Source organism: Shewanella sp. 10N.286.51.B8 (assembly GCF_041469325.1).
Lineage (GTDB): Bacteria > Pseudomonadota > Gammaproteobacteria > Enterobacterales > Shewanellaceae > Shewanella.
Map to the genome: position 1 here is coordinate 17,073 of NZ_JBFRKG010000050.1, position 22,842 is coordinate 39,914.

Annotated in this window: 18 protein-coding genes; 17 read left to right on the forward strand and 1 reads right to left on the reverse strand. The window is 44.2% G+C overall.

The genetic code is table 11. The features are described 5' to 3' along the window. Positions 1-85: 85 nt before the first annotated feature. The 7 genes from recQ (at position 86) to glpK (ending at position 10,911) form a co-directional block, all read left to right on the forward strand. Positions 86-1,957: a DNA helicase RecQ gene (gene recQ, locus AB4160_RS17480; RefSeq protein ID WP_102440201.1), complete on the forward strand. Its 1,872-nt coding sequence runs from the start codon at positions 86-88 to the stop codon at positions 1,955-1,957. 764 nt (positions 1,958-2,721) lie between these two features. Further along, positions 2,722-4,290 (forward strand): 2-isopropylmalate synthase, encoded by a 1,569-nt coding sequence (leuA, locus tag AB4160_RS17485; protein WP_102440202.1) that lies wholly within the window; start codon positions 2,722-2,724, stop codon positions 4,288-4,290. Beyond that, entirely contained in the window at positions 4,287-5,381 is a 1,095-nt protein-coding gene (gene leuB, locus AB4160_RS17490) for a 3-isopropylmalate dehydrogenase (RefSeq protein ID WP_102440203.1), read from the forward strand. Before leuA ends, leuB begins: the two co-directional genes overlap by 4 nt. Continuing rightward, a complete protein-coding gene (gene leuC / locus AB4160_RS17495) occupies positions 5,381-6,784 on the forward strand; it encodes a 3-isopropylmalate dehydratase large subunit (RefSeq protein ID WP_372005686.1) in 1,404 nt (467 codons plus the stop codon). Before leuB ends, leuC begins: the two co-directional genes overlap by 1 nt. Before the next feature lie 24 nt (positions 6,785-6,808). Next, on the forward strand, positions 6,809-7,414 hold the full coding sequence (gene leuD, locus AB4160_RS17500; protein WP_102440205.1) for a 3-isopropylmalate dehydratase small subunit: 606 nt from the start codon (positions 6,809-6,811) through the stop codon (positions 7,412-7,414). Positions 7,415-7,945: 531 nt separating this feature from the next. Beyond that, the gene (locus AB4160_RS17505; protein ID WP_372005688.1) at positions 7,946-9,271 is read left to right on the forward strand and encodes an outer membrane protein transport protein; all 1,326 of its coding nucleotides are present in this window, start codon (positions 7,946-7,948) and stop codon (positions 9,269-9,271) included. A 158-nt stretch (positions 9,272-9,429) separates the two neighbouring features. Continuing rightward, positions 9,430-10,911: a glycerol kinase GlpK gene (glpK, locus tag AB4160_RS17510; protein ID WP_372005690.1), complete on the forward strand. Its 1,482-nt coding sequence runs from the start codon at positions 9,430-9,432 to the stop codon at positions 10,909-10,911. Positions 10,912-10,939: 28 nt separating this feature from the next. On the opposite strand, the gene AB4160_RS17515 is transcribed toward glpK, so the two are convergent. After that, positions 10,940-11,185, reverse strand: coding sequence for a hypothetical protein (locus AB4160_RS17515; RefSeq protein WP_303412500.1), 246 nt, complete (start codon positions 11,183-11,185; stop codon positions 10,940-10,942). 543 nt (positions 11,186-11,728) lie between these two features. Here AB4160_RS17515 and mraZ point away from each other — a divergent pair. Genes mraZ through murG form a run of 10 tightly spaced genes read left to right on the forward strand, consistent with a single transcriptional unit; the run spans position 11,729 to position 22,842 of the window. Next, complete coding sequence (gene mraZ, locus AB4160_RS17520; RefSeq protein WP_102440224.1) at positions 11,729-12,187, forward strand: division/cell wall cluster transcriptional repressor MraZ; 459 nt, start codon at positions 11,729-11,731, stop codon at positions 12,185-12,187. Positions 12,188-12,209: 22 nt separating this feature from the next. Continuing rightward, positions 12,210-13,151, forward strand: a complete 942-nt coding sequence (gene rsmH, locus AB4160_RS17525; protein ID WP_102440209.1) for a 16S rRNA (cytosine(1402)-N(4))-methyltransferase RsmH — start codon at positions 12,210-12,212, stop codon at positions 13,149-13,151. A gap of 14 nt (positions 13,152-13,165) precedes the next feature. Next, positions 13,166-13,480: a cell division protein FtsL gene (gene ftsL / locus AB4160_RS17530; protein WP_102440210.1), complete on the forward strand. Its 315-nt coding sequence runs from the start codon at positions 13,166-13,168 to the stop codon at positions 13,478-13,480. A gap of 10 nt (positions 13,481-13,490) precedes the next feature. Next, entirely contained in the window at positions 13,491-15,227 is a 1,737-nt protein-coding gene (locus AB4160_RS17535; RefSeq protein ID WP_102440211.1) for a penicillin-binding protein 2, read from the forward strand. Continuing rightward, positions 15,224-16,759, forward strand: coding sequence for a UDP-N-acetylmuramoyl-L-alanyl-D-glutamate--2,6-diaminopimelate ligase (gene murE / locus AB4160_RS17540; protein ID WP_372001912.1), 1,536 nt, complete (start codon positions 15,224-15,226; stop codon positions 16,757-16,759). The genes AB4160_RS17535 and murE overlap by 4 nt, the downstream gene beginning before the upstream one ends. After that, on the forward strand, positions 16,756-18,129 hold the full coding sequence (gene murF, locus AB4160_RS17545) for a UDP-N-acetylmuramoyl-tripeptide--D-alanyl-D-alanine ligase (protein ID WP_372001909.1): 1,374 nt from the start codon (positions 16,756-16,758) through the stop codon (positions 18,127-18,129). Before murE ends, murF begins: the two co-directional genes overlap by 4 nt. Next, on the forward strand, positions 18,130-19,212 hold the full coding sequence (mraY, locus tag AB4160_RS17550; RefSeq protein WP_102440214.1) for a phospho-N-acetylmuramoyl-pentapeptide-transferase: 1,083 nt from the start codon (positions 18,130-18,132) through the stop codon (positions 19,210-19,212). It abuts the gene before it with no gap. Between the two features lie 6 nt (positions 19,213-19,218). Continuing rightward, entirely contained in the window at positions 19,219-20,544 is a 1,326-nt protein-coding gene (gene murD / locus AB4160_RS17555) for a UDP-N-acetylmuramoyl-L-alanine--D-glutamate ligase (RefSeq protein WP_102440215.1), read from the forward strand. Next, positions 20,531-21,745: a cell division protein FtsW gene (gene ftsW, locus AB4160_RS17560; RefSeq protein WP_372005693.1), complete on the forward strand. Its 1,215-nt coding sequence runs from the start codon at positions 20,531-20,533 to the stop codon at positions 21,743-21,745. The genes murD and ftsW overlap by 14 nt, the downstream gene beginning before the upstream one ends. A gap of 8 nt (positions 21,746-21,753) precedes the next feature. After that, complete coding sequence (murG, locus tag AB4160_RS17565; RefSeq protein WP_372005699.1) at positions 21,754-22,842, forward strand: undecaprenyldiphospho-muramoylpentapeptide beta-N-acetylglucosaminyltransferase; 1,089 nt, start codon at positions 21,754-21,756, stop codon at positions 22,840-22,842.

Sequence of the window (22,842 nt, forward strand, 5' to 3'; positions counted from 1 at the left end):
CTGCATATTTGAGCTGTTGCGGTTTGTGTGCAGACATCTTCGCCTCAGTGCTTTAAAATGCTGCATCTGATCTCAAGCCCTATTAATGGATAATCTTATTTCTAGCCCAGTCGAGTCTCAAGTTCCAGCGCAAGCGATTGTCTCAGCAACCCCAGTTGTGGAAGATGTGCTTGGACAGCAATTACAGCAAATCTTTGGTTATCGTGACTTTCGCGAAGGTCAGCGTGAGATCATTGAGCAGACCTTAAGTGGCCAAGATACCCTAGTGATTATGCCAACCGGTGGCGGTAAGAGTATGTGTTATCAGTTGCCAGCATTGATCCTCCCGGGATTAACCATTGTGGTCTCGCCGCTGATTTCGTTAATGAAAGATCAAGTTGATAGCTTGACTCAGTCAGGTGTTGCCGCCGCATATTTGAATTCCTCTTTACCCCGCGATGAAACCGTTGAGATTTTAAAACGCTTACACAAAGGCGAAATTAAACTGCTTTATGTATCACCAGAGCGTTTGCTGCGGCCTGACTTTATCGAGCGGATGCATGAGTTACAAATCTCACTGTTTGCCATTGATGAGGCTCACTGTATTAGTCAATGGGGTCATGATTTTAGACCTGAATATGCCGCCCTTGGCCAACTGAAACAGTTGTTCCCGTATGTGCCACTGATGGCGTTAACCGCGACGGCCGATCAGGCCACCCGTGAAAGTATTTGTCAGCGCCTTCAAATCAGTCCTTTTTGTTTACTCTCCAGTTTTGATCGCCCCAATATTCGCTATACCGTGGTTGAAAAACTTAATGCCGCTAACCAGCTCAAACAGTTTTTACAATTGCAAAAGGGCAGTAATGGCATCATTTATTGTAGTAGCCGTAGGCGAGTCGATGAAGTTGCTGATCGCTTAAAACTGCAAGGCTTTAGTGCAGCGGCGTATCATGCGGGGATGACCCAAGAAGAGCGTGGCGCGATTCAAGATAAGTTTTTAAAAGACAAAATCGATATTGTGGTCGCCACTGTGGCATTTGGTATGGGGATTAACAAATCCAACGTCCGCTTTGTGGTGCATTACGATATCCCCAAAAGTGTAGAGTCTTATTATCAAGAAACAGGCCGTGCCGGCCGTGATGGTTTAGATGCCGAAGCTTATATGTTGTTTGATCCTGCCGATATAGGCCGCGTTAAGCACTTGATTGAGCAATCAGAACCTGGCCCACAGCAAGACGTTGAATTACATAAAATGAATACCATGGCAGCCTTTGCTGAAGCGCAAACCTGCCGTCGACAAGTATTACTGCATTACTTTGATGAAAGTGGCTCAAAACCTTGTGGTAACTGTGATATTTGTCTCGACCCTCCTAAGCGTTATGATGGCAGCGAAGATGCCAAAAAAGTGCTGTCGTGCATTTTTAGACTCAATCAATATTTCGGTGTTAACCAAGTCATTGATGTATTGCGGGGCTCAAAAGCTGCCAACGTGATGGATCGCGGCCATAACAAGCTGTCCACTTGGGGCATTGGTAAAGATCACAGTCATGAATATTGGCTCAGTGTGATTAGGCAACTTATTCATTTAGGTTTAGCTAGCCAAGATATTACTCGCGGCTCTTCAGTAAAGCTAAATGAATCAGCACGACCAATATTACGCGGGGAAGCCAGCTTACAGCTAGCTGAACCTCGCATTCAATTAGTGACTACTAAGCGCCGCACCAGTTCATCACGTGCACCGCAGCAATATGATCGTAAATTGTTTGCCAGGCTCAAGCTACTGCGCCGTGAACTGGCTGAAAAACATGATGTGCCACCATACTTGGTGTTCAATGATGCCACCTTAGCGGAAATGGCGGCGATGGTGCCCACCAGTGCCGGTGAAATGCTGGCAGTAAATGGTGTCGGTGAGCGAAAGCTAAGTCGCTTCGGCGGTGATTTTCTTGATGAAATTAGTCAGTATTTGATTGAGAATTAACTCACTCGCCTTCAAGGCTATGTTAATTGCTTTAGCTTAACCTGCTTATCTGCAGCATTGGCGGTGACTACTTAGCCGCTAATGCTGGTTCTAGTTCCTTATAAACACTCCTACCTAATCATTTGATGGCTTTGATTGCCCTAGTCTGTTTGCATTTTAAAACAAGCATGTCATGGTTTATCTTCCTCGCTTAGCCTCGTAAAGAGCTAAGCTTCTTTGTGCTTAGATATAACTAAAGCCTTCCTTTAAACAGATTAATATTAGAAATTTCAAATCCATTTTTTTTGCATATTAATAAAGTCAAAAATAAACGATAAATTACGTGTAAACAGCAGTGTACGGGCATGTGGGGATTTATTTGTGCTTAAAAGCGATGAGTAAATCAGGCTTTTAAGCTGCAGTGTTGCACAAAAGATGAATAAATTGGGGTTGACACAGCCAGCTGGTCAGGATAAAAAGTGGGTATAGATAAATTAATCGCAGAATAATTAGTTAAATAAAATGAATATTTATAGTGGTAACATTTTACTGGGTCTCCTTCTTCTCTTACGCAATATTTGCGCGGAGTCCTTTGTGTTACAAGCTAAATAAGTTTACTAGTATTCACAAACCCCGCGCTAATAGCCGCGGGGTTTTTTGTTTCTGCCTCTGATTGATTTATATAACAAACAAAAAGTCTAATGAACTAAATGAGCAAAGCACTCAAATCCATTAGCAAAGCGAACAAACTTTAACGTGAATAACCAGGTTCGATGGAGAAAAAGATGTCCGATAGAGTCATAATATTTGATACCACATTAAGAGACGGCGAGCAGGCGTTAGCAGCCAGTTTAACGGTTAAAGAAAAGCTGCAAATTGCATTGGCTCTTGAGCGTTTAGGTGTTGATGTTATGGAAGTGGGCTTTCCTGTGTCATCGCCTGGTGATTTTCAGTCAGTGCAAACCATTGCAAAAACCATTAAAAATAGCCGAGTGTGTGCCTTATCTCGTGCATTAGAAAAAGATATCGATGCCGCAGCGCAAGCATTATCTGTTGCTGATCAGTTTCGAATTCATACCTTTATTTCAACCTCAACCATTCACGTTGAAAGCAAATTAAAGCGTTCATTTGATGACGTATTAGAAATGGCAGTGAGTGCGGTTAAATATGCCCGCCGCTTTACTGACGATGTTGAGTTCTCTTGTGAAGATGCTGGGCGTACCCCCATTGATAACCTTTGCCGTATGGTAGAAGAAGCTATTAAAGCGGGTGCTAGAACCATTAATATCCCAGATACCGTGGGTTACACCGTCCCAAGTGAGTTTGGCGGCATTATTCAAACCTTATTTAACCGAGTGCCGAATATCGATCAAGCGGTGATTTCGGTGCATTGTCATGATGATTTAGGTTTATCGGTAGCGAACTCAATTACTGCTGTTGAGCATGGTGCTCGCCAGATTGAATGTACGGTTAATGGTATTGGTGAGCGCGCTGGTAATTGTTCATTAGAAGAAATAGCGATGATTTTGGCAACCCGCAAGAATTTACTCGGGCTTGAAAACAACATTAATGCCAAAGAAATTCACCGCACTTCATCCCTTGTAAGCCAGCTATGTAATATGCCGATTCAGGCTAATAAAGCGGTAGTGGGGACTAATGCATTTTCGCATTCATCAGGTATTCACCAAGATGGCATGCTAAAAGCTAAAAATACCTATGAGATCATGACGCCTGAAAGCATTGGCCTTAATCGTAATAACTTGAATATGACTTCGCGCTCAGGTCGACACGTGATTAAGCACCGCATGGAAGAAATGGGCTATAAAGAAACCGATTATGATATGGATAGTCTTTACGATCAGTTTTTGAAATTGGCAGATAAAAAAGGCCAGGTATTTGATTATGATCTTGAAGCCTTAGTGTTTATCGAAGCGCAATCTCAAGATGATGATAAGTACTCACTGCAACATTTAATGGTGCACTCAGATTCAACTGAAGGTGTAGCCACTGCCACGGTGCGTATAGTGGTTGATGACAAAGAAATAACCGAAGCGGCAACCGGTAATGGCCCAGTCGATGCGGCATACAATGCTATTGCCCGTGCAACTGGTCGCAGCATCAATATTACTAATTACAAATTAAGCGCTAAAGGCGAAGGGCAAAACGCCTTAGGCCAAGTGGATATTACAGCTGAATACAATCAGCAAACATTCCATGGTGTCGGCTTGGCAACAGATGTTGTCGAGTCATCGGCTCAAGCGTTAGTTCATGTAATGAACTTAACCTATCGCGCCGATAAAGTGGCTGATTTTAAACAACAGATTCATAAAGAAAGGGAGTTAGGTGGAGTATGAGTTATCAAATAGCTGTATTGGCCGGAGATGGTATTGGGCCAGAAGTCATGGCTGAGGCACGTAAAGTGCTTAATGAAGTTGAAGCCCGATTTGCGCTGGACATTGAATATGCTGAGTACGATGTGGGTGGTATTGCCATTGATAACCATGGTTGCCCGCTGCCTGATGCAACCTTAAAAGGCTGTGAAGCCTCAGATGCCATTTTATTCGGCAGTGTTGGCGGGCCTAAGTGGGAAAACTTAGCCCCCAATGATCAGCCAGAGCGTGGCGCATTATTACCGCTACGTGGTCACTTTGAACTGTTTTGTAATTTACGTCCGGCAAAATTACACGCAGGGCTTGAACATATGTCACCATTGCGAAGTGATATCTCTTCACGTGGCTTTGATGTGTTATGTGTGCGTGAATTAACGGGTGGCATTTACTTTGGTAAGCCAAAAGGTCGTCAAGGCGAAGGCCTGGATGAAGAAGCCTTCGATACCATGCGCTATAGCCGTCGTGAAATAGAGCGTATTGCCCGAATTGCGTTTCAGTCTGCTCAAGGTCGCCGCAAAAAAGTCACCTCAGTAGATAAAGCTAACGTATTAGCCTGTTCAGTGTTATGGCGTGAAGTGGTTGAAGAAGTGGCTAAAGACTACCCTGATGTGGAGCTTGAACATATCTACATCGACAATGCCACCATGCAATTATTACGTCGCCCAAATGAATTTGATGTGATGCTGTGTTCGAACCTATTTGGTGACATAGTGTCAGACGAAATTGCCATGTTAACCGGCTCAATGGGGCTATTATCTTCAGCAAGCCTTAACAGCAGCGGTTTTGGTATGTATGAACCTGCTGGTGGTAGTGCACCTGATATCGCAGGTCAAGGCATTGCTAACCCTGTGGCGCAAATTCTATCTGCAGCCTTATTACTACGTCATAGCTTAAAACTTGAAGATGCCGCGAGTGCGATAGAACGCGCAGTAGGTAAAGCCTTATCAGCTGGCTATTTAACTGGTGAGCTATTAAGTAGCGATGAGCGTCATAATGCAAAATCAACCAGTGAAATGGGTGACTATATCGCTAATGCTATTAAGGAAGGTGTCTAATGGCAGCAAAAACCTTATATGAGAAAGTATGGGATGCCCATATTGTCGCATCACCTGACTCAGAAGCGCCGATTGTTTATGTTGACCGTCACTTGGTTCATGAAGTGACATCACCACAGGCTTTTAGTGGTTTAAAAACAGCGGGTCGTAAATTACGCGCCCCTGAAAAAACCTTTGCCACTATGGATCATAATATTTCGACCTTAAGTGCTAGCCTTGATGCCATGAGCCCAATGGCGCGTATTCAGGTGGAAACCCTAGCGCAAAATTGTAAAGAATTTGGCGTGAAGCTATATGACATCCATCATCCAAATCAAGGCATAGTCCATGTCATGGGGCCAGAGCTTGGTATTACCTTGCCCGGTACTGTGATTGTTTGTGGTGATTCACATACAGCAACCCACGGCGCTTTTGGCGCATTAGCATTTGGCATTGGCACCTCTGAAGTTGAGCATGTGTTAGCCACCCAGACGTTACGTCAGTTAAAAGCTAAAACCATGAAAATTGAAGTCCGTGGTCATGTGGCTGAGGGCATTACGGCTAAAGATATTGTATTGGCAATCATTGGCCGTTTGGGTATGGATGGCGGTACCGGTTACGTGGTTGAGTTTTGCGGCGAAGCCATTGAAGCTTTATCAATGGAAGGGCGCATGACCTTATGTAATATGGCCATTGAAATGGGCGCCAAAGCTGGCATGGTCGCACCTGATCAAACTACTTTTGATTATCTTGAAGGTCGTGAATTTGCCCCTAAAGCTGATGCTTGGACGCAAGCAGTTGCAGATTGGACCGCACTTAAAACGGATGCTGATGCAGTATTTGATGCCGAAGTGGTACTTGAAGCTGCAGAAATCGCGCCGCAGTTAACTTGGGGCACTAATCCAGGCCAAGTGGTATCTATTGATGCACAAGTGCCTAACCCTGAGTCTGAGCCCAATGCAACTGTGCGTGACAGCATGGAAAAAGCGCTTGAGTATATCGGCCTGACTTCTGGCACCAATATGGTGGATATTGCGGTTAATAAAGTCTTTATTGGCTCATGTACTAACTCCCGTATTGAGGATTTACGTGCCGCAGCCCATCATGTTAAAAACCGTAAAGTGGCCGAAGGCGTCACCGCTATTGTGGTACCGGGTTCTGGACAGGTGAAACTGCAAGCAGAAGCGGAAGGTTTAGATAAAATATTCCTAGAGGCAGGGTTTGAATGGCGCTTGCCTGGTTGCTCAATGTGCCTGGCAATGAACGATGACCGTTTAGAGGCTGGCGATCGCTGTGCATCTACTAGTAATCGTAACTTTGAAGGTCGCCAAGGGCGTGGCAGTCGAACTCACTTAGTGAGCCCTGCTATGGCTGCAGCTGCAGCGATTGCCGGTCACTTTGTTGATATTCGTAAGCCTTATTAATTGCCAACCCACTAGGAGAAACAGATGCAAGCTTTTACAGCACATACGGGTTTAGCGGTTGCAATAGATAGCGCAAATATTGATACCGACCAAATTATCCCGAAGCAATTTTTATCAAAAGTCACTCGTGATGGTTTTGGGGTGCACTTATTTCATGATTGGCGTTATTTAGATGACGCGGGCGAGCAGCCTAACCCGACTTTTTCACTTAACTTACCGCGTTATAAAGGCGCGTCTATATTGCTAGCACAAGAAAACTTTGGCTGTGGATCAAGTCGAGAACATGCACCGTGGGCATTAGCTGACTTTGGGCTACGGGTGATTATCGCGCCAAGTTTTGCAGATATTTTTTACGGTAACTCCATTAACAATGGCTTATTACCTGTGAAGTTAACCGCAGCGGAAGTGAGCCAATTAATGGCTGAAGTTGATGCTCAAGAAGGAGCTGAAATCAGTGTTGATTTGCAAGCTCTTACTGTAACGTCACCACAAGGCAGTACATTTAGCTTTTCATTGGCAGAGTCAGCAAGGCACAAGCTGCTTAATGGTTTAGATGCCATCGGCTTAACGCTGGAATTTGCTGCGGCAATTAGCGACTATGAAGCCAATATTCCTGCTTGGCGTGGCTGATGTAAGAGTGACGAGTCAATTGTAAGTTCAACATTGGCGATTAACATTTAAGCTTACACTTGTACCAACGTGGTATTAAATAAAGCCTTCTAGCTAACCCTAGAAGGCTTTTTTATGTGTCTCAACAATAATTTACTATATATCACATTGTATTTATTGGTTTATTTATTCATAAGATTTGGCGGTTTATATCGGTAGTTAAAAAAACTATAAAATTCAGCGCAGGTTTGTGAGTTGTATATTCTTTAGTAAGTTATTGAATATAAATATTAAAAATATTTTGGTTAACTATTTTTAATATGCTTCAGCGAATCAATTAGTGTAATTGACGCTTTTTTCTCGCTTGGTGTGTGATCCTTATCACTTAAAAATATTGCAAACACCGAAAAGGTAGTTATTTCTTCTGTTTTTAGGCATTTAGTTGTAAATATATTCTGCATCAGTACACTTGCCCCGATTTCAAATTGAGCTATTGCTCTAATGATGTAAGAGATTAAGCAAATAATAAATTTGCATACCCGGGGACAAATGATGAAAAAGAAATTATTAACCGTGGCAGTAAGCGCCATGCTGTTAGGGGCAACGACTCAAGTAAGTGCAGCAGGCTTTCAATTAGCTGAATATTCTTCTACAGGTTTAGGCCGTGCTTTTGCTGGTGAAGCTGCGATGGCGGATAATGCTGGCGCCCAAACTAAAAACCCTGCCATGTTGACTTACCTTGAAGGTCGCCAATTGTCTGCAGGTGCTATTTATATTATGCCTAATGTTGATGTGCTGGGTGATGTTAATCTTCATTTGAGCGGTGACCCTATCGTGATCCCGAGCAACGCCATTGATTTTGCTGGTGATGCACTTATCCCAAATTTTTATTACTCGAATCAGTTAAACGATAACTGGACGTGGGGCCTGGCTTTTCATTCAAATTACGGTTTAGCGACAGAATTAGATGCCACCCATTCAGCGGCTATTTTTGGTGATGATACTGCAATCACTACTGTGGAGTTTAACCCTAACATTGCTTATAAAATCAATGATGCTGTCAGCATTGGTGCTGGCCTGCGTATTGTTTATGGTGAAGGTAATGTTGGCGCATCAGTGCCAGGTTGGATTGAAGATATTCCACAACTTCCAATTGAAGCTGGCACGAGTCTGAAATACATGGAAGGTGATGACATTGCCATCGGTTGGAAAGTGGGTTCTAGCTGGCAGATTAATGACAAGCATCGCGTAGGTTTTGCTTATCACAGTGGGGTAGAGCTGGAATTAGACGGACATGCATCAGGCCTAGCTTATGACGGCGGCCAAGATATCAGCATTGAAGGTAATTTACCGATTGAGCTACCTGCATTTGCAGAACTTGCATCTCACCATCAATTAACTGAAAACTTTGCCATGCATGCCAGTGTTAACTGGACTCAGTGGAGTGTTTTTGATGAGTTAGTGGCTTATTTCCCTGGTGAAATAAAACCTATCGATCCGTCAACTGGACTACCAATGGATTCTGATTCGGTTAAAGAAGAAAACTTCAAAGATAACTGGCGCTTTGCACTAGGTTCAACTTACCAGTTAAATGATAAGTGGTTAGTGCGTGGCGGTATGGCATTAGATAAAGGTGCTGCACAAGACGAATACCGTTCAACCACGATTCCTGATTCAGATCGTTTATGGTTTAGTGCGGGTGCAGGCTATCAAGCGTCTAAAAACCTTACTGTTGATTTTGCCATTACTTACATTAAAGGCATTGGTGACGCACCAATCAATGAGACTCTAAAGTTTCTAGGTTCATCAATTAACTACAGCGGCGATGTTGAAGCGGATGTGTGGTTAGCAGGTGTGCAGTTTAGCTACAAAATGTAGTCGATAAGATTGCCGATAAATTTTAAGCCTCGCATTAGCGGGGCTTTTTATTGGCCTGAGATTTTTAGCAAAGCGCACAATCTCGAGCCATTGACTTGTTAACCATGAAAATCTAATTATGATTAACACAAAATCAGTACCCATTCTTAAGGCTGAAGATGAATCCAAAGAAATATGTCATAGCATTAGATCAAGGCACAACCAGCTCTCGGGCCATTGTATTTGACCATAAAGCCAATATAGTCGCGGTGGCGCAGCGTGAGTTTTCTCAGATATATCCTCAGGCAGGTTGGGTTGAGCACGATCCAATGGAAATTTGGTCATCTCAAAGTTCATCATTGATTGAAGTGCTATCTCGAGCAGGTATTAGCGGTGATGATGTTGCCGCTATGGGCATCACCAACCAACGTGAAACCACCGTAGTGTGGGATAAAAAAACCGGCAAGCCGATTTATAACGCCATTGTGTGGCAGTGTCGTCGCAGCCAAAGTATATGCCAGCAACTCAAAGCCGATGGTTATGAAGCTTATATTAAATCCGCCACAGGCTTGGTGCTCGACCCGTACTTTTCCGCCTCAAAAATCAAGTGGATTCTAGATAATGTTGAAGGTGCAAGAGAAAAGGCCGAGGCCGGTGAGTTGTTATTTGGCACCATAGATACCTGGCTGGTGTGGAAGCTCACAAAAGGCAAAGTACATGTTACTGAACCCACCAACGCCTCACGGACCATGTTGTTTAACATCCATCAGCAGCAGTGGGATGACAAGTTATTAACGGCCTTTGGTATTCCGGCTTCGATGTTACCTGAAGTGAAACCCTCTTGTGCGGTCTACGGTTCAACCAGCATTGTCGGTGGCGATATTACCGTGGCGGGTATGGCAGGGGATCAGCAATCGGCATTATTTGGTCAATTATGTTTTGAACCTGGAATGGCCAAAAATACCTATGGCACAGGCTGTTTTTTACTGATGAACACCGGTGATAAGGCAGTGGTATCGGATCATGGCCTATTAACCACCATTGCTATAGGCGCTGATTTAAAGGTTAACTATGCCCTTGAAGGGGCAGTATTTATGGGCGGCGCGGTGATCCAATGGCTGCGGGACGAAATGGGCTTGATCCAAGATGCTCATGACACTGAATACTTTGCCAATAAAGTGGACGACACCAATGGGGTATATTTAGTACCAGCCTTTGTCGGCTTGGGCGCTCCGTATTGGGAAGCGGATGCCAGAGGCGCGATTGTCGGACTTAGCCGCGGGGTTAATCGTAGCCATATTATTCGCGCAGCGTTAGAAGCCATTGCATATCAAAGCAAGGATTTACTCGAGGCAATGATACAAGACTCAGGGGTCGAACTTAAACAAATCCGCGTTGATGGTGGCGCTGTGGCGAATGAGTTTTTAATGCAGTTCCAAGCCGACATCAGCAATGTTGATGTGATCCGTCCGCAAGTGACTGAAACCACAGCCATGGGAGCAGCCTTTTTAGCAGGTCTTGCGGTTAACTTTTGGCAGTCTACAGAAGAGTTACAAAACATTGCCGTGGCTGATAAGCATTTTTCACCAGCAATGGATGATAGCTGTCGTCAGGATTTGTATCGCGGATGGAAAAAGGCGGTGAGGAAAACCATCGGCTAAAGGGCATTTTTAAATCACTGGTAAACGATTAAATTTCAATATCAATATGTGTGAAGTTGGTATTGTCACTAGTGGCCTGCTTTGCGTCAGCGCTGGTGCTAGCTTGGGCCTGCTGTTTTCTGGTTAATGGTGCTGGTGGCAATTGTGCTTGCGGCGCTTCATGGCTATCAGCACTGATAACAGCTGAGTCAGTGACTTTTTTCACCTCTTTTTTAGGCGTGGTAACCTGCCTTGGCGGTCTGGCAGTCACAGCATAGAGAATATCTAGGTTCATTATTACCTCCTTCAAGGCTGTATTCAGTATATCTTGTTATCGGCCGTTTTGATTGTAAATTGAGCGGCTATTGGTTTGAATATATGACGCCAGCAGTCATCCTTGTTTGAGGATGTTTTAGCGTAAAGGCAATATTAAAAGTTTGGAATTTGCTTAGGTTTAAAAGCGCAAGGCAGCAATAAAATTTGTTGAACTGGTTTTTCTCACATCGTGAGTGAATATTTATTATACAAGATATAACTTTGATACAGTGGGCATTGTCATTTTAAGATGATAATGGTCAATTTTTAGCACATTTTAGTCACATTTTACTCGATAGAGTCGTTGTTATGTGTATGGTTTCGTTCATTTAGCCCCATAAAATCCACTTTCCTCCACCTAGAACAAATTAAATCAAATTTGCTGCGAACCCGCTTCAGAACTGGATTTAATTAATCTTCTCATCCCTTGACAATACTTGTGTTGTGTCCCTAAACTTAAGGGTTGTGGGGAATTGTGGATTTTTGTGGGAATTTTAATAACAAATCATAGGGATTAATGATCGTGTTTCGGGGCGCCAGTGCGATAAATATGGATGCAAAAGGACGGATCGCAATACCAATGCGATACCGAGAATCCTTGCGTGTTGAGCACAGTGGCATTGTCGTCATCACCGTTGATATCCAATCAGCTTGTTTATTGATTTATCCAATCCATGAATGGGAACTGATAGAAGCAAAACTAATGCAGCTGTCAGACACCAATCACATTGAACGATCCATGAAACGAAGATTATTAGGCCACGCTCATGAATGTGAGTTAGATGGTAATGGTCGTGCGCTCGTTCCCCCCGCATTAAGACAATTTGCCAGCCTGCAAAAGAAAACCATGCTGGTGGGTTTGCTGAATAAGTTTGAGTTGTGGGATGAAGCCGCTTGGCAGTTGCAGATGGACGAAAGTCATCAGCTAATTCAAGCAGAAGATCTCACTAGCCATGAAAGATTAGCTAATTTTTCATTATAAATAATTAATTAAGAAGAGTCTGATGAGCCAAGAATTTGCCCATTTATCTGTACTGCTACAAGAAACCGTTGATGGTTTAAATATCCAAGCGGATGGCATCTATATTGATGGCACCTTTGGTCGTGGTGGTCATTCAAGGCATGTGCTGAGTCAGCTCGGTGAAAACGGCCGCTTGATTGCCATCGATAGAGATCCGCAAGCCATTGAAGCGGCTAAACAGTTCGCCGATGATCCTCGCTTTCAAATTGTGCATGGTGGCTTTGGCCAGTTGGCCGAATACGTTACTGAGTTAGGTTTGAAAGGCAAAATCAATGGCGTGTTATTGGATTTAGGCGTGTCTTCACCGCAATTAGATGATGCTGAGCGTGGTTTTAGTTTTTTACGTGATGGTCCATTGGATATGCGTATGGATAACAGCCAGGGTCAAACGGCCGCTCAGTGGTTAGCGAGAGCTGAAATTGAAGATATGGCTTGGGTATTTAAAACCTATGGCGAAGAGAAAAACTCGCGTCACATCGCTCGCTGTATTGCTGCTGATCGAGATGAAAAACCCTTTTTAAGAACCAAAGATTTAGCTGACCTTATTGCCCGAATTACTAAAAATAAAGAGCGTAATAAGCATCCTGCAACGCGGGTGTTCCAGGCGATTAGAATTTATATCAATAGTGAATTAGAGCAAATTGATCAAGCCCTTGAAGGTGCTGTGTCGGTACTGGCCCCAGAAGGGCGTTTATCGGTGATCAGTTTCCATTCATTAGAAGATCGTATGGTGAAGCGCTTTATTCGTCGCCATAGCCAAGGTGAAAGCGTACCTCATGGCTTGCCCATCACTGAAGCTGAAATTAATAAATCTAAAAAGTTAAAAGCCATTGGTAAGGCGATGAAGCCTTCTGATGTCGAAATTGAACAAAACCCACGAGCAAGAAGCTCGGTGTTGCGCGTTGCGCAGCGACTTGATTATTAATTACTGAGGTTATATTGGCACCGTCATCAATCAATTTATCCCGCATTGTGTTAGCCGATATTTGGCAGCACAAGTGGATATTATTGCTGACGCTAATTGTAGTCGGCAATGCGATGAGTGTGGTGTATACCAGCTATGCGACCCGAAAACAGACCTCGCAATTAGATCAGCTATTACAAGAACGTGATCGTTTAGATATTGAATGGCGCAACTTGTTGCTGGAAGAGCAATCTAAGTCAGAACACAGTCGAGTGACAAGGATCGCCACTAAAGATTTAAAAATGGTGCGACCACTACCTAAAGAAGAAGTGGTTATAAGGCTGCAATGAGAAAGGAATAATGAGCAGACAAGCTAAACGTAAATTAAACCCTGAACTGATCCCATGGCGACTATTCGTTGTGGTGGGTTTTGTGCTGCTGCTGTTTACTGCGTTAATTGCCCGTGCCGCCTATATTCAAATTATTGAGCCTGAAAAACTACGTCACGAAAGTGACATGCGCACCTTACGCACCACCAGTAATCAAGTACAGCGCGGCCTAATCACCGACAGAAATGGTGAAATGCTGGCAGTGAGTGTGCCAGTACGAGCTGTGTGGGCTGATCCTAAAATATCCCACGATAAAGATGCATTTAAAGATATGCGCCGCTGGAAAGCGCTGGCAGATATTTTACATGAGCCAGTTGATGAGATTGTGAGTAAGGTGCAGCGCGACCCTAAAAGGCGCTTTATTTACCTTAAGCGTCAAGTGACCCCTGCGGTAGCGGAATACATCAAGCAACTGAAAATTGCTGGCATCTATTTAAAGTCTGAATCACGCCGCTATTATCCCGCAGGTGAAACTGCCGCCCAGCTAGTGGGTTTAACTAATATTGATGATGTAGGCATTGAAGGCATCGAAAGTGCTTACGATAGCTGGCTTACTGGTACCCCTTCAAAACAAAAAGTCCGTAAATCCCGCGATGGTAAAGTAGTACAGCGTTTAGATATGGTGGAAGAAGGCGAGAGCTCAAATGATTTAGTCTTGAGTATCGATCAACGCATTCAGCAGCTAGCTTATCGCGAATTAAAACGCGCCACAGAAATAAACCAAGCCACTTCAGGCTCAGTGGTGGTACTTGATGTACACACCGGCGAAGTACTGGCGATGGTGAATACACCGTCATATAACCCCAATTCTCGAGAAAACTTACAATCTCACCGCATGCGCAACCGCGCCTTAACCGATACTTTTGAGCCGGGCTCCACTGTAAAACCTTTTGTGGTCGCAGCTGCGCTGCAAGCGGGCACTGTTGAACGTGATGATATGATTAACACCTCACCAGGCTGGATGCGTGTTGGTGGCCGTCAAGTGCGTGATACGGTTAATTACGGCAATATGACCTTAGATAAAATCTTGGTTAAGTCTAGTAACGTGGGGATCAGTAAAGTCTCTTTATCGATGCCCGTGCAAGAATTATTGGGGACTTACCAGTCAATGGGCTTGGGTAATTATTCAGGAATTAACTTAGCAGGTGAAAGCGCCGGCCTTATCCATGATCGTCGTCGTTGGTCTGACTTTGAACGCGCGACCTTATCTTATGGCTATGGTTTAACGGCCACCCCACTGCAATTAGCCAGAATGTATGCCACTTTAGGTAGCGGCGGTGTCTTGTATCCAGTATCAATTTTAAAGCTAAAACAAGCACCTAAAGGTGAACAAGTTATTTCACAGCAAGTCGCCCAAGATGTCATGGAAATGATGCTAGGGGTAACTGAACGTGGCGGCACCGCCACCAAAGCCCATATTGATGGTTATCCTATTGCGGGTAAAACGGGTACTAGTCGTAAGTCTGTCGCCGGTGGTTACGGTGATGATTATGTCGCACTGTTTGCCGGGGTTGCGCCAGTGCATAATCCCCGTTTAGCTATTTCTATTGTGGTTAATGAACCCAAAGGCGACCGTTATCACGGTGGCGATGTGGCAGGCCCCGTATTTGCAAAAATTATGTCTGGTGCGTTACAGATGCTGAATGTAGAACCATTAAATGAACAAGAAAAAGTTAAATTGGCCGCCATTGCTAAGAGGGCTGAATAATGCTGCTTAGTGATTTATTAGCACCCTGGTTTCATTATGCTGGCGTTGAGTCAGTGGATACGCTGAGCCTTGATAGCCGCCAAGTATCCCAAGGTGGTTTATTTGTCGCCTTGCCAGGCCACAAGGTTGATGGCCGTAAATTTATCAGTAAAGCCATTGAAAGTGGTGCAGTGGGGGCGTTAATTCATACCGATAACCCTGATGAACATGGTCAAGTTGAATACCAAGATAATGGCGCGGTGCTGATATCGTTTTTTCAATTAACTCGGCAGCTTTCGGCTGTTGCAGCGCAGTTGTATCCGGTTAATCATTCACCAATGGCGATTATTGGGGTTACGGGAACTAATGGTAAAACTTCTGTTAGCCAGCTTATTGCGCAATTGGTATCACTTAAACAGCAAAAAGCTGCAGTCATGGGTACATTGGGCAATGGTGTTTGGGGTCAATTAATCGATAGTGGCAATACCACTGCTGATGCCATTACTTTGATCCGTCAATTACACCAATTTCAAGCCGAACGGGTCAATGTGTGCGCCATTGAAGTCTCCAGTCATGGCTTAGTGCAAGGCCGAGTGGAAGCCGTGCCTTTTGATACTGCTATTTTTACTAATTTAAGTCGTGATCACCTTGATTACCATGGTGATATGGATGCTTATGGCGCAGCTAAAAAGCGTCTGTTCACCTTTTCCTGCGTCAAAAATGGTTTGATTAATCTTGATGATGGTGTTGGTCAGCAATGGTTCGATGAGCTAACAACAGATTCCATCTATGGCTTTAGCATTAGCGCCAATAAAACGGCGCAATTTTATACTGACAATATGCAGTTCAATGATGCTGGTGTGCAGTGTGATTTTGTTTACCCGCACCTGGATAATCACAGCAGCCAAAAAACGACTTTAGCACTACGCGGACGCATTGTTTCGCCTTTATTGGGTGACTTTAACTTAGCAAACCTTGTGGCAGCCCTAAGTGGCTTGTATTTGCAAGGTTATGACATGCAAGAGTTACTTGAATTAGTGCCACTATTAACGCCCGTTGCTGGTCGCATGGAGCGCTTTAATCAGCCAAAGGGGCCCACCTTGGTAGTTGATTATGCCCATACTCCGGATGCTATCGAACAAGCGTTAAAAGCGCTGCGGATTCATTGTAAAGGCAAGCTTTGGTGTGTCTTTGGTTGTGGCGGTGATAGAGATAAAGGCAAGCGGCCTTTAATGGCCCAAGCGGCCGAGCAGTTTGCTGATACTGTGATGGTCACCAGTGACAATGCTCGTAGTGAAAATCCTGCGGCCATTATTGAGGATGTATTAGCGGGTTTGGCATTTCCTGAGCGTGCACTAACACAAGTTGATCGCATTAAAGCAATTAACACCGTGGCTTCACTGGCTCAAACAGGCGATATTGTGTTGCTTGCAGGTAAAGGCCATGAAACCTATCAAGAGGCTAATGGCATCAGAACTGAATATGATGAAAGAGCACTGGCTATCGAACTCACTCAGCCAACGTCTAACATGGCATTAAAGGAGCGCTTATGATTGCCCTGATGCTTTCACAGCTGGCGCAAACCCTTAATGGCAAGCTCGTGGGCGATGACATTTGTATTGATGATGTCAGCAGTGATAGCCGAGCGATGCAAGCCAATACCTTATTTGTGGCGTTAAAAGGCTTACGTTTTGATGGCCATAGCTTTGCAAAAACCGCCATTGATAATGGCGCTAAAGCCTTATTGGTTGAACGTCAGCTTGAGCTTGATATTCCGCAAATTATAGTGGCAAATAGCCAAATAGCCATGGGCGAAATCGGCGCGTTAGTGCGCGCTAAGGTAAACCCTAAAGCCATCGCTTTGACGGGCTCAAATGGCAAAACTACAGTAAAAGAAATGGTGGCAGCTATTTTAAGCCAGCATCATAGCGTGCTTTATACCGCCGGTAATTTTAATAATGAAATCGGGGTACCGTTAACCTTATTGCGATTAACCCAAGAGCATGAATATGGCGTTTTTGAACTGGGCGCCAATCATCAAGGCGAGATTAACTATACTTCATCTTTGGTGATGCCTCAGGTGGCGCTGGTAAATAATATCGGCCATGCACACCTAGAAGGTTTTGGTTCAATTGAAGGCGTGGCTCACGCCAAGTCGGAAATCTTTAACCACCTCAGCGCAGATGGCACCGCCATTATCAATGCCGATGATGACTTTGCTGAGTTTATGGCGCAAAAATCAGCCGCATTTAAGCAGCTGCGTTTTTCTAAAGTAGCCACCACAGATGCAGATATTAAAGCATTAGCGCTTAAAGCTGATGCAAGTGGTTGTTATGCCTTTAATTTAGAAGTTTCTGGCCAGTCCCATTTTGTGCAGCTTCCTTTAGCAGGAGAGCATCAGGTCAGTAATGCTTTAGCTGCCAGCGCCATTTGTACTGCATTAGGCGTCGCCCTCAAAGATATTATTAACGGGCTTTCAAGCCTAACGCCAGTAAAAGGGCGAATGGTGCCGCACAAGCTGGGGCGTATTTTACTGGTTGATGATAGTTACAATGCCAACCCAACATCAGTGGACGCTGCGATTAACTGGTTAAAACAAACTCGAGGTTTTCGATGTTTAGTGCTGGGAGATTTGGGTGAATTGGGCGACAATAGCGCCCTTTTGCATGCCGAGGTCGGCCAACAAGCCAAATCAGCGGGTATTGATGCCTTGTTTTGTTGCGGACAGCTAAGCGCTGAAACCAGCAAAGCCTTTGGTTCTGAACACTTTAGTGATTCAAAATCCGTCGCGCAGGCAATGATTAAAAAAGTAAATCAGTTATCGGGTGAGGTAACTATTTTAGTTAAAGGTTCACGAAGCGCAGCAATGGAAACTGTAGTCGAAGTGTTGTTGGATGCCAATGGGCGTGGGGAGTTTGTGTAGATGCTGGCTTATTTAGCTGAGTATTTAACCCAATTTTATAGCGGGTTTAATGTTTTTTCATATGTAACGTTTAGAGCGATCTTAGGTTTGATGACAGGGCTTATTTTTAGCTTGTGGTTTGGTCCTAAATTGATCGAACGTTTGCAGTTATTACAAATTGGCCAAGTGGTCAGAAATGACGGCCCAGAGTCACATTTTAGTAAGCGTGGCACCCCTACAATGGGTGGTTTGCTGATCTTGGCAGGCATATTTGTCAGTGTTTTATTATGGGGTGATTTATCAAATCGATATGTCATCGTCATGCTATTTGTATTAGGTACTTTTGGCGCGATTGGTTTCTTAGATGATTATTTGAAAGTGGTAAAAAAAGACTCTAAAGGTCTGATTGCTCGCTGGAAATATGCATCGCAATCCATAGCGGCATTAGCGGTAGCCATCTATTTATATAGCTCGGCAACGCTGCCGGGTGAAACCCAGCTAGTGGTGCCATTTTTAAAAGATGTGATGCCGCAACTTGGACTGCTTTATATTGTTCTTGCGTACTTCACCATAGTGGGTGCCAGTAACGCGGTTAACTTAACCGATGGTCTTGATGGTTTAGCTATCATGCCAACTGTTATGGTAGCAGCTGCATTTGCATTGATTGCCTATTTATCAGGTCATGCACAGTTTGCGAGTTATTTACATATTCCACACTTGCCGGATGCTGGTGAACTAGTGATTGTATGTACCGCGATAGTCGGGGCTGGTTTAGGGTTTTTATGGTTTAACACCTACCCAGCGCAAGTGTTTATGGGTGATGTAGGCTCATTAGCATTAGGTGCAGGATTGGGCGCCATTGCAGTGTTAGTCCGCCAAGAAGTGTTATTGGTGATTATGGGCGGCGTTTTTGTGATGGAAACGGTGTCGGTGATTTTACAGGTGGGTTCATATAAATTGCGCGGTCAGCGGATTTTTAGAATGGCACCTATTCACCACCATTACGAATTAAAAGGTTGGCCGGAGCCAAGAGTGATTGTGCGCTTTTGGATTATTTCACTATTCCTAGTCATGCTAGGGCTGGCAACGCTTAAGTTAAGGTAGTTAGCAATGCAAACATGCTATTCACACATCGTATTGGGATTAGGCGCAACAGGTATTTCTGTTGTGCGCTACTTAATGTCCCAAGGTATTACCCCACTGGTGATGGATAGCCGCAGAACGCCGCCTGGAAGCGATACTCTGGCAGCAGAGTTCCCTGAGGTTGAACTAATTACTGGTGGCTTTATGTGCCGCTCTTTAGTGCAGGCGCAGCAAATTATTGTCAGTCCAGGCATCGCTATTGATACGCCGGAAATTCGCGCGGCGATGGACATGGGTATTGAAGTGATTGGCGATGTGGAGCTGTTTGCCCGTGCGGTTGCTGAAAAGTCACCTTGCGTGGTAGCGATTACTGGCTCAAACGGTAAAACCACTGTGACTACCTTGGTTTACGACATATTAAAAGCAGCCGGTAAAAAGGTCGCTGTTGGCGGCAATATTGGTATTCCTGTATTAGATTTACTGGCAACCGATGCGGATATTTTTGTATTGGAGCTATCTAGCTTTCAGCTGGAAACCACTTTTAGCTTAAATTGTGTGGCGGCAACCTGCCTTAATATTAGTGAAGATCATATGGATAGATATCATGATCTGCATGCTTATAGAGAAGCTAAGTTACGCTTATATCCACAAAGCCGCTTTGTGATGTTTAACCGTGATGACCCACTGACATTTCCTGATGAGCCAACAAACCAAAATACCTTTGGTTTAGGTGTACCTGAAGGCGATGCTTGGGGGATTGCTGATGGCAAGATTTTCCACGGTGAAAGTGAAATCATGAATCTGCATGAGGTCAGTTTAATCGGCAGTCATAATCACGCCAATTTACTTGCTGCTATGGCACTAACCGATGCTTGCGGTATTGATAAAAAGTTTATGACCGAGGTTGCCAGCAACTTTAAAGGTCTTGAACATCGTTGTGAAATGGCGGGTATTAAGCAAGGCGTTACCTATATAAATGACTCTAAGGCGACTAATGTTGGTGCAACTGTAGCGGCATTAAATGGCTTAAGTGATCATTTAGGTGACTTAGTACTGATTGCTGGCGGAGACGGTAAAGGCTCAGACTTTAAAGAGCTGAGGGAGTCGCTCAATAACGTCACTCAATTAATTACCTTTGGTAAAGATGGTGCAAAAATCGCAGCTTTAAAGGCTGATAGTATTCAGGTCAGCGATCTTGCTGCAGCGGTCAATAAAGCCGTAGAAATAACGTTCTCAGGCGATATCGTATTGTTGTCACCAGCTTGTGCGAGTACTGATATGTACAAAAACTTTATGGAACGCGGCAATGACTTTAAGCAATTAGTGGAGCAAATTGCCGATGGCGAAGGCTGAGCAGCAACTTAGCTTATTCCAACAAGTCCTCAAGCAGCCGTGGCCTAATATCTTGTCTGAGAGTGGGCCTAGTGAGCAGCTATATGACCGCAGTTTATTGGTTGCGGTAATGGGCTTGATTGCATTTGGTTTTGTGATGGTGATGTCTGCCTCAATGCCAGAAGCGCAAAAACTGACAGATAACCCATTTCATTTTATTTATCGTCATGTGGCGTATTTAATGGGTTGTGGCGTGATTGCTTACGCTGTGCTCAATATAGAAATGAAAACCTGGGAACGCTATAGCGCGTATTTGGTGCTGGCTGTGTTACTGATGCTGGTTGCAGTCTTGATTGTCGGAACCACAGTTAATGGCGCGACGCGCTGGTTAAGTGTTGGACCGGTGCGAATTCAAGTGGCTGAAATCGCAAAGTTTGTGTTTATTGTTTACATGGCGGGATATTTAGTCCGTCGTCATGGTGAATTAAGGGAGAACAGTAGGGGTTTTATTAAGCCTATTATCGTATTTACCTTATTCGCAGTATTGATTTTAGCGCAACCAGATTTAGGTACCGTAGTGGTATTGTTCGTCTGCACTGTAAGTCTGTTATTTCTTGCTGGTGCACGGATTTTAGACTTTTTAGTGTTGATGTTTTTTGGTATTGGCTCGTTTATCTTTTTGGTGATTTTTGAGCCTTACCGGATGCGGCGGGTAACCTCATTTATGGACCCGTGGGAAGACCCATTTGGTAGCGGATATCAGTTGACTCAGTCATTAATGGCTTATGGCCGTGGTGACTTATTCGGTCAAGGTTTAGGTAATAGTATTCAAAAATTATCTTACCTGCCTGAAGCGCATACCGACTTTATCTTTGCCGTGATTGGTGAAGAGTTAGGCTTCGTAGGTATTGTTTGTGTATTAACAGTATTGTTTTTTGTGGCATTTAGAGCCATTCGATTGGGCAATTTATGTTTGAGTATTCAACGCCCGTTTGAAAGTTATTTAGCCTACGGTATTGGTATTTGGATTTGTTTCCAAACAGTGGTTAACGTTGGCGCCAGTATCGGTATGTTACCGACTAAAGGCTTGACGTTACCTTTTATTAGTTATGGTGGCAGTAGTTTGTGGGTGATGACAGCGGCAGCGATGTTATTGATCCGCATCGACCATGAACGGCGAATAAGTTTGATTCAAGCGGTGCAAGGGAGAGTAAAAAAATGAGCCCTAATATGACCAACGCACCGAAATTATTGGTAATGGCGGGCGGTACAGGTGGACATGTGTTCCCTGCATTAGCGGTAGCTAAAGCGTTAGCAGATAAAGGTTGGCAAGTTCGTTGGTTAGGGACGGCCGACAGAATGGAGGCAAGGTTAGTGCCTCAGCATGGGTTTGATATTGAGTTTATCGATATTAAAGGGGTGCGAGGCAATGGCATTATTCGAAAATTAGCCGCGCCTTTTAAAATTTTACGTTCAATCATTCAGGCAAAAGCCTTTATTAATGAATATAAGCCCGATGTTATTTTAGGCATGGGTGGCTTTGCCAGTGGCCCTGGCGGGGTTGCGGCTAAATTATCAGGCATTCCACTGGTGCTGCATGAGCAAAATGCCATCCCAGGAATGACCAACAAGTTGTTATCTAAGATTGCCAGCAAAGTATTGTGTGCATTTCCCAATACATTTTTGCCCGCAGTTAAAGCGGAGGTGGTCGGTAACCCTATTCGTCAAGAGTTACTTGAGTTAGGACAAAGCGCCAAATTTGCTGAAGATGAAGCCTTAAAAGTATTAGTGGTGGGCGGCAGTTTAGGCGCCAAAATTTTTAACGATGTTATGCCAGCTGTTGTGGCGCATATTAGCCTGCATCATTCGGTGACCGTTTGGCATCAGGTGGGCAAAGGCAATGAAGCGAAAGTAAAAGCGTTTTATCAAGATAAAGGTCAAGCTGCTAGCGTCAATGTAGCTGAGTTTATTGATGATATGGAAGCGGCTTATCGCTGGGCAGATGTGGTTGTTTGCCGTTCTGGTGCATTAACCGTATCAGAGCTGGCAGCCGTAGGACGCGGCAGTATCTTGGTGCCTTATCCACATGCTGTGGATGATCACCAAACTAAAAATGCTTCAGTATTAGTTGAAGCGGGAGCGGCATTTTTATTACCGCAAACCATATTAAATGCAGATAATTTAGCTGAGAAGTTAACCCTCTTTGCTGAAAACCGACAAGTTGTTTCACAGATGGCACATCAAGCCAGAAGTGTTGCTGTATTAGATGCAACCCAACGAGTCGCGAGTATTTGTGCTGAATTAGCACGAAAGGATTGA

Excerpts from the sequence above, each read along its gene's own strand:
- leuB (WP_102440203.1), top strand. The coding sequence starts at position 4,287 with ATGAGTTATCAAATAGCTGTATTGGCCGGAGATGGTATTGGGCCAGAA.
- AB4160_RS17535 (WP_102440211.1), top strand. The coding sequence starts at position 13,491 with ATGAGCAGACAAGCTAAACGTAAATTAAACCCTGAACTGATCCCATGG.
- leuC (WP_372005686.1), top strand. The coding sequence starts at position 5,381 with ATGGCAGCAAAAACCTTATATGAGAAAGTATGGGATGCCCATATTGTC.
- ftsW (WP_372005693.1), top strand. The coding sequence starts at position 20,531 with ATGGCGAAGGCTGAGCAGCAACTTAGCTTATTCCAACAAGTCCTCAAG.
- AB4160_RS17515 (WP_303412500.1), bottom strand. The coding sequence starts at position 11,185 with ATGAACCTAGATATTCTCTATGCTGTGACTGCCAGACCGCCAAGGCAG.
- glpK (WP_372005690.1), top strand. The coding sequence starts at position 9,430 with ATGAATCCAAAGAAATATGTCATAGCATTAGATCAAGGCACAACCAGC.
- murD (WP_102440215.1), top strand. The coding sequence starts at position 19,219 with ATGCAAACATGCTATTCACACATCGTATTGGGATTAGGCGCAACAGGT.
- murG (WP_372005699.1), top strand. The coding sequence starts at position 21,754 with ATGACCAACGCACCGAAATTATTGGTAATGGCGGGCGGTACAGGTGGA.
- leuA (WP_102440202.1), top strand. The coding sequence starts at position 2,722 with ATGTCCGATAGAGTCATAATATTTGATACCACATTAAGAGACGGCGAG.
- murF (WP_372001909.1), top strand. The coding sequence starts at position 16,756 with ATGATTGCCCTGATGCTTTCACAGCTGGCGCAAACCCTTAATGGCAAG.
- mraY (WP_102440214.1), top strand. The coding sequence starts at position 18,130 with ATGCTGGCTTATTTAGCTGAGTATTTAACCCAATTTTATAGCGGGTTT.
- leuD (WP_102440205.1), top strand. The coding sequence starts at position 6,809 with ATGCAAGCTTTTACAGCACATACGGGTTTAGCGGTTGCAATAGATAGC.
- recQ (WP_102440201.1), top strand. The coding sequence starts at position 86 with ATGGATAATCTTATTTCTAGCCCAGTCGAGTCTCAAGTTCCAGCGCAA.
- rsmH (WP_102440209.1), top strand. The coding sequence starts at position 12,210 with ATGAGCCAAGAATTTGCCCATTTATCTGTACTGCTACAAGAAACCGTT.
- AB4160_RS17505 (WP_372005688.1), top strand. The coding sequence starts at position 7,946 with ATGAAAAAGAAATTATTAACCGTGGCAGTAAGCGCCATGCTGTTAGGG.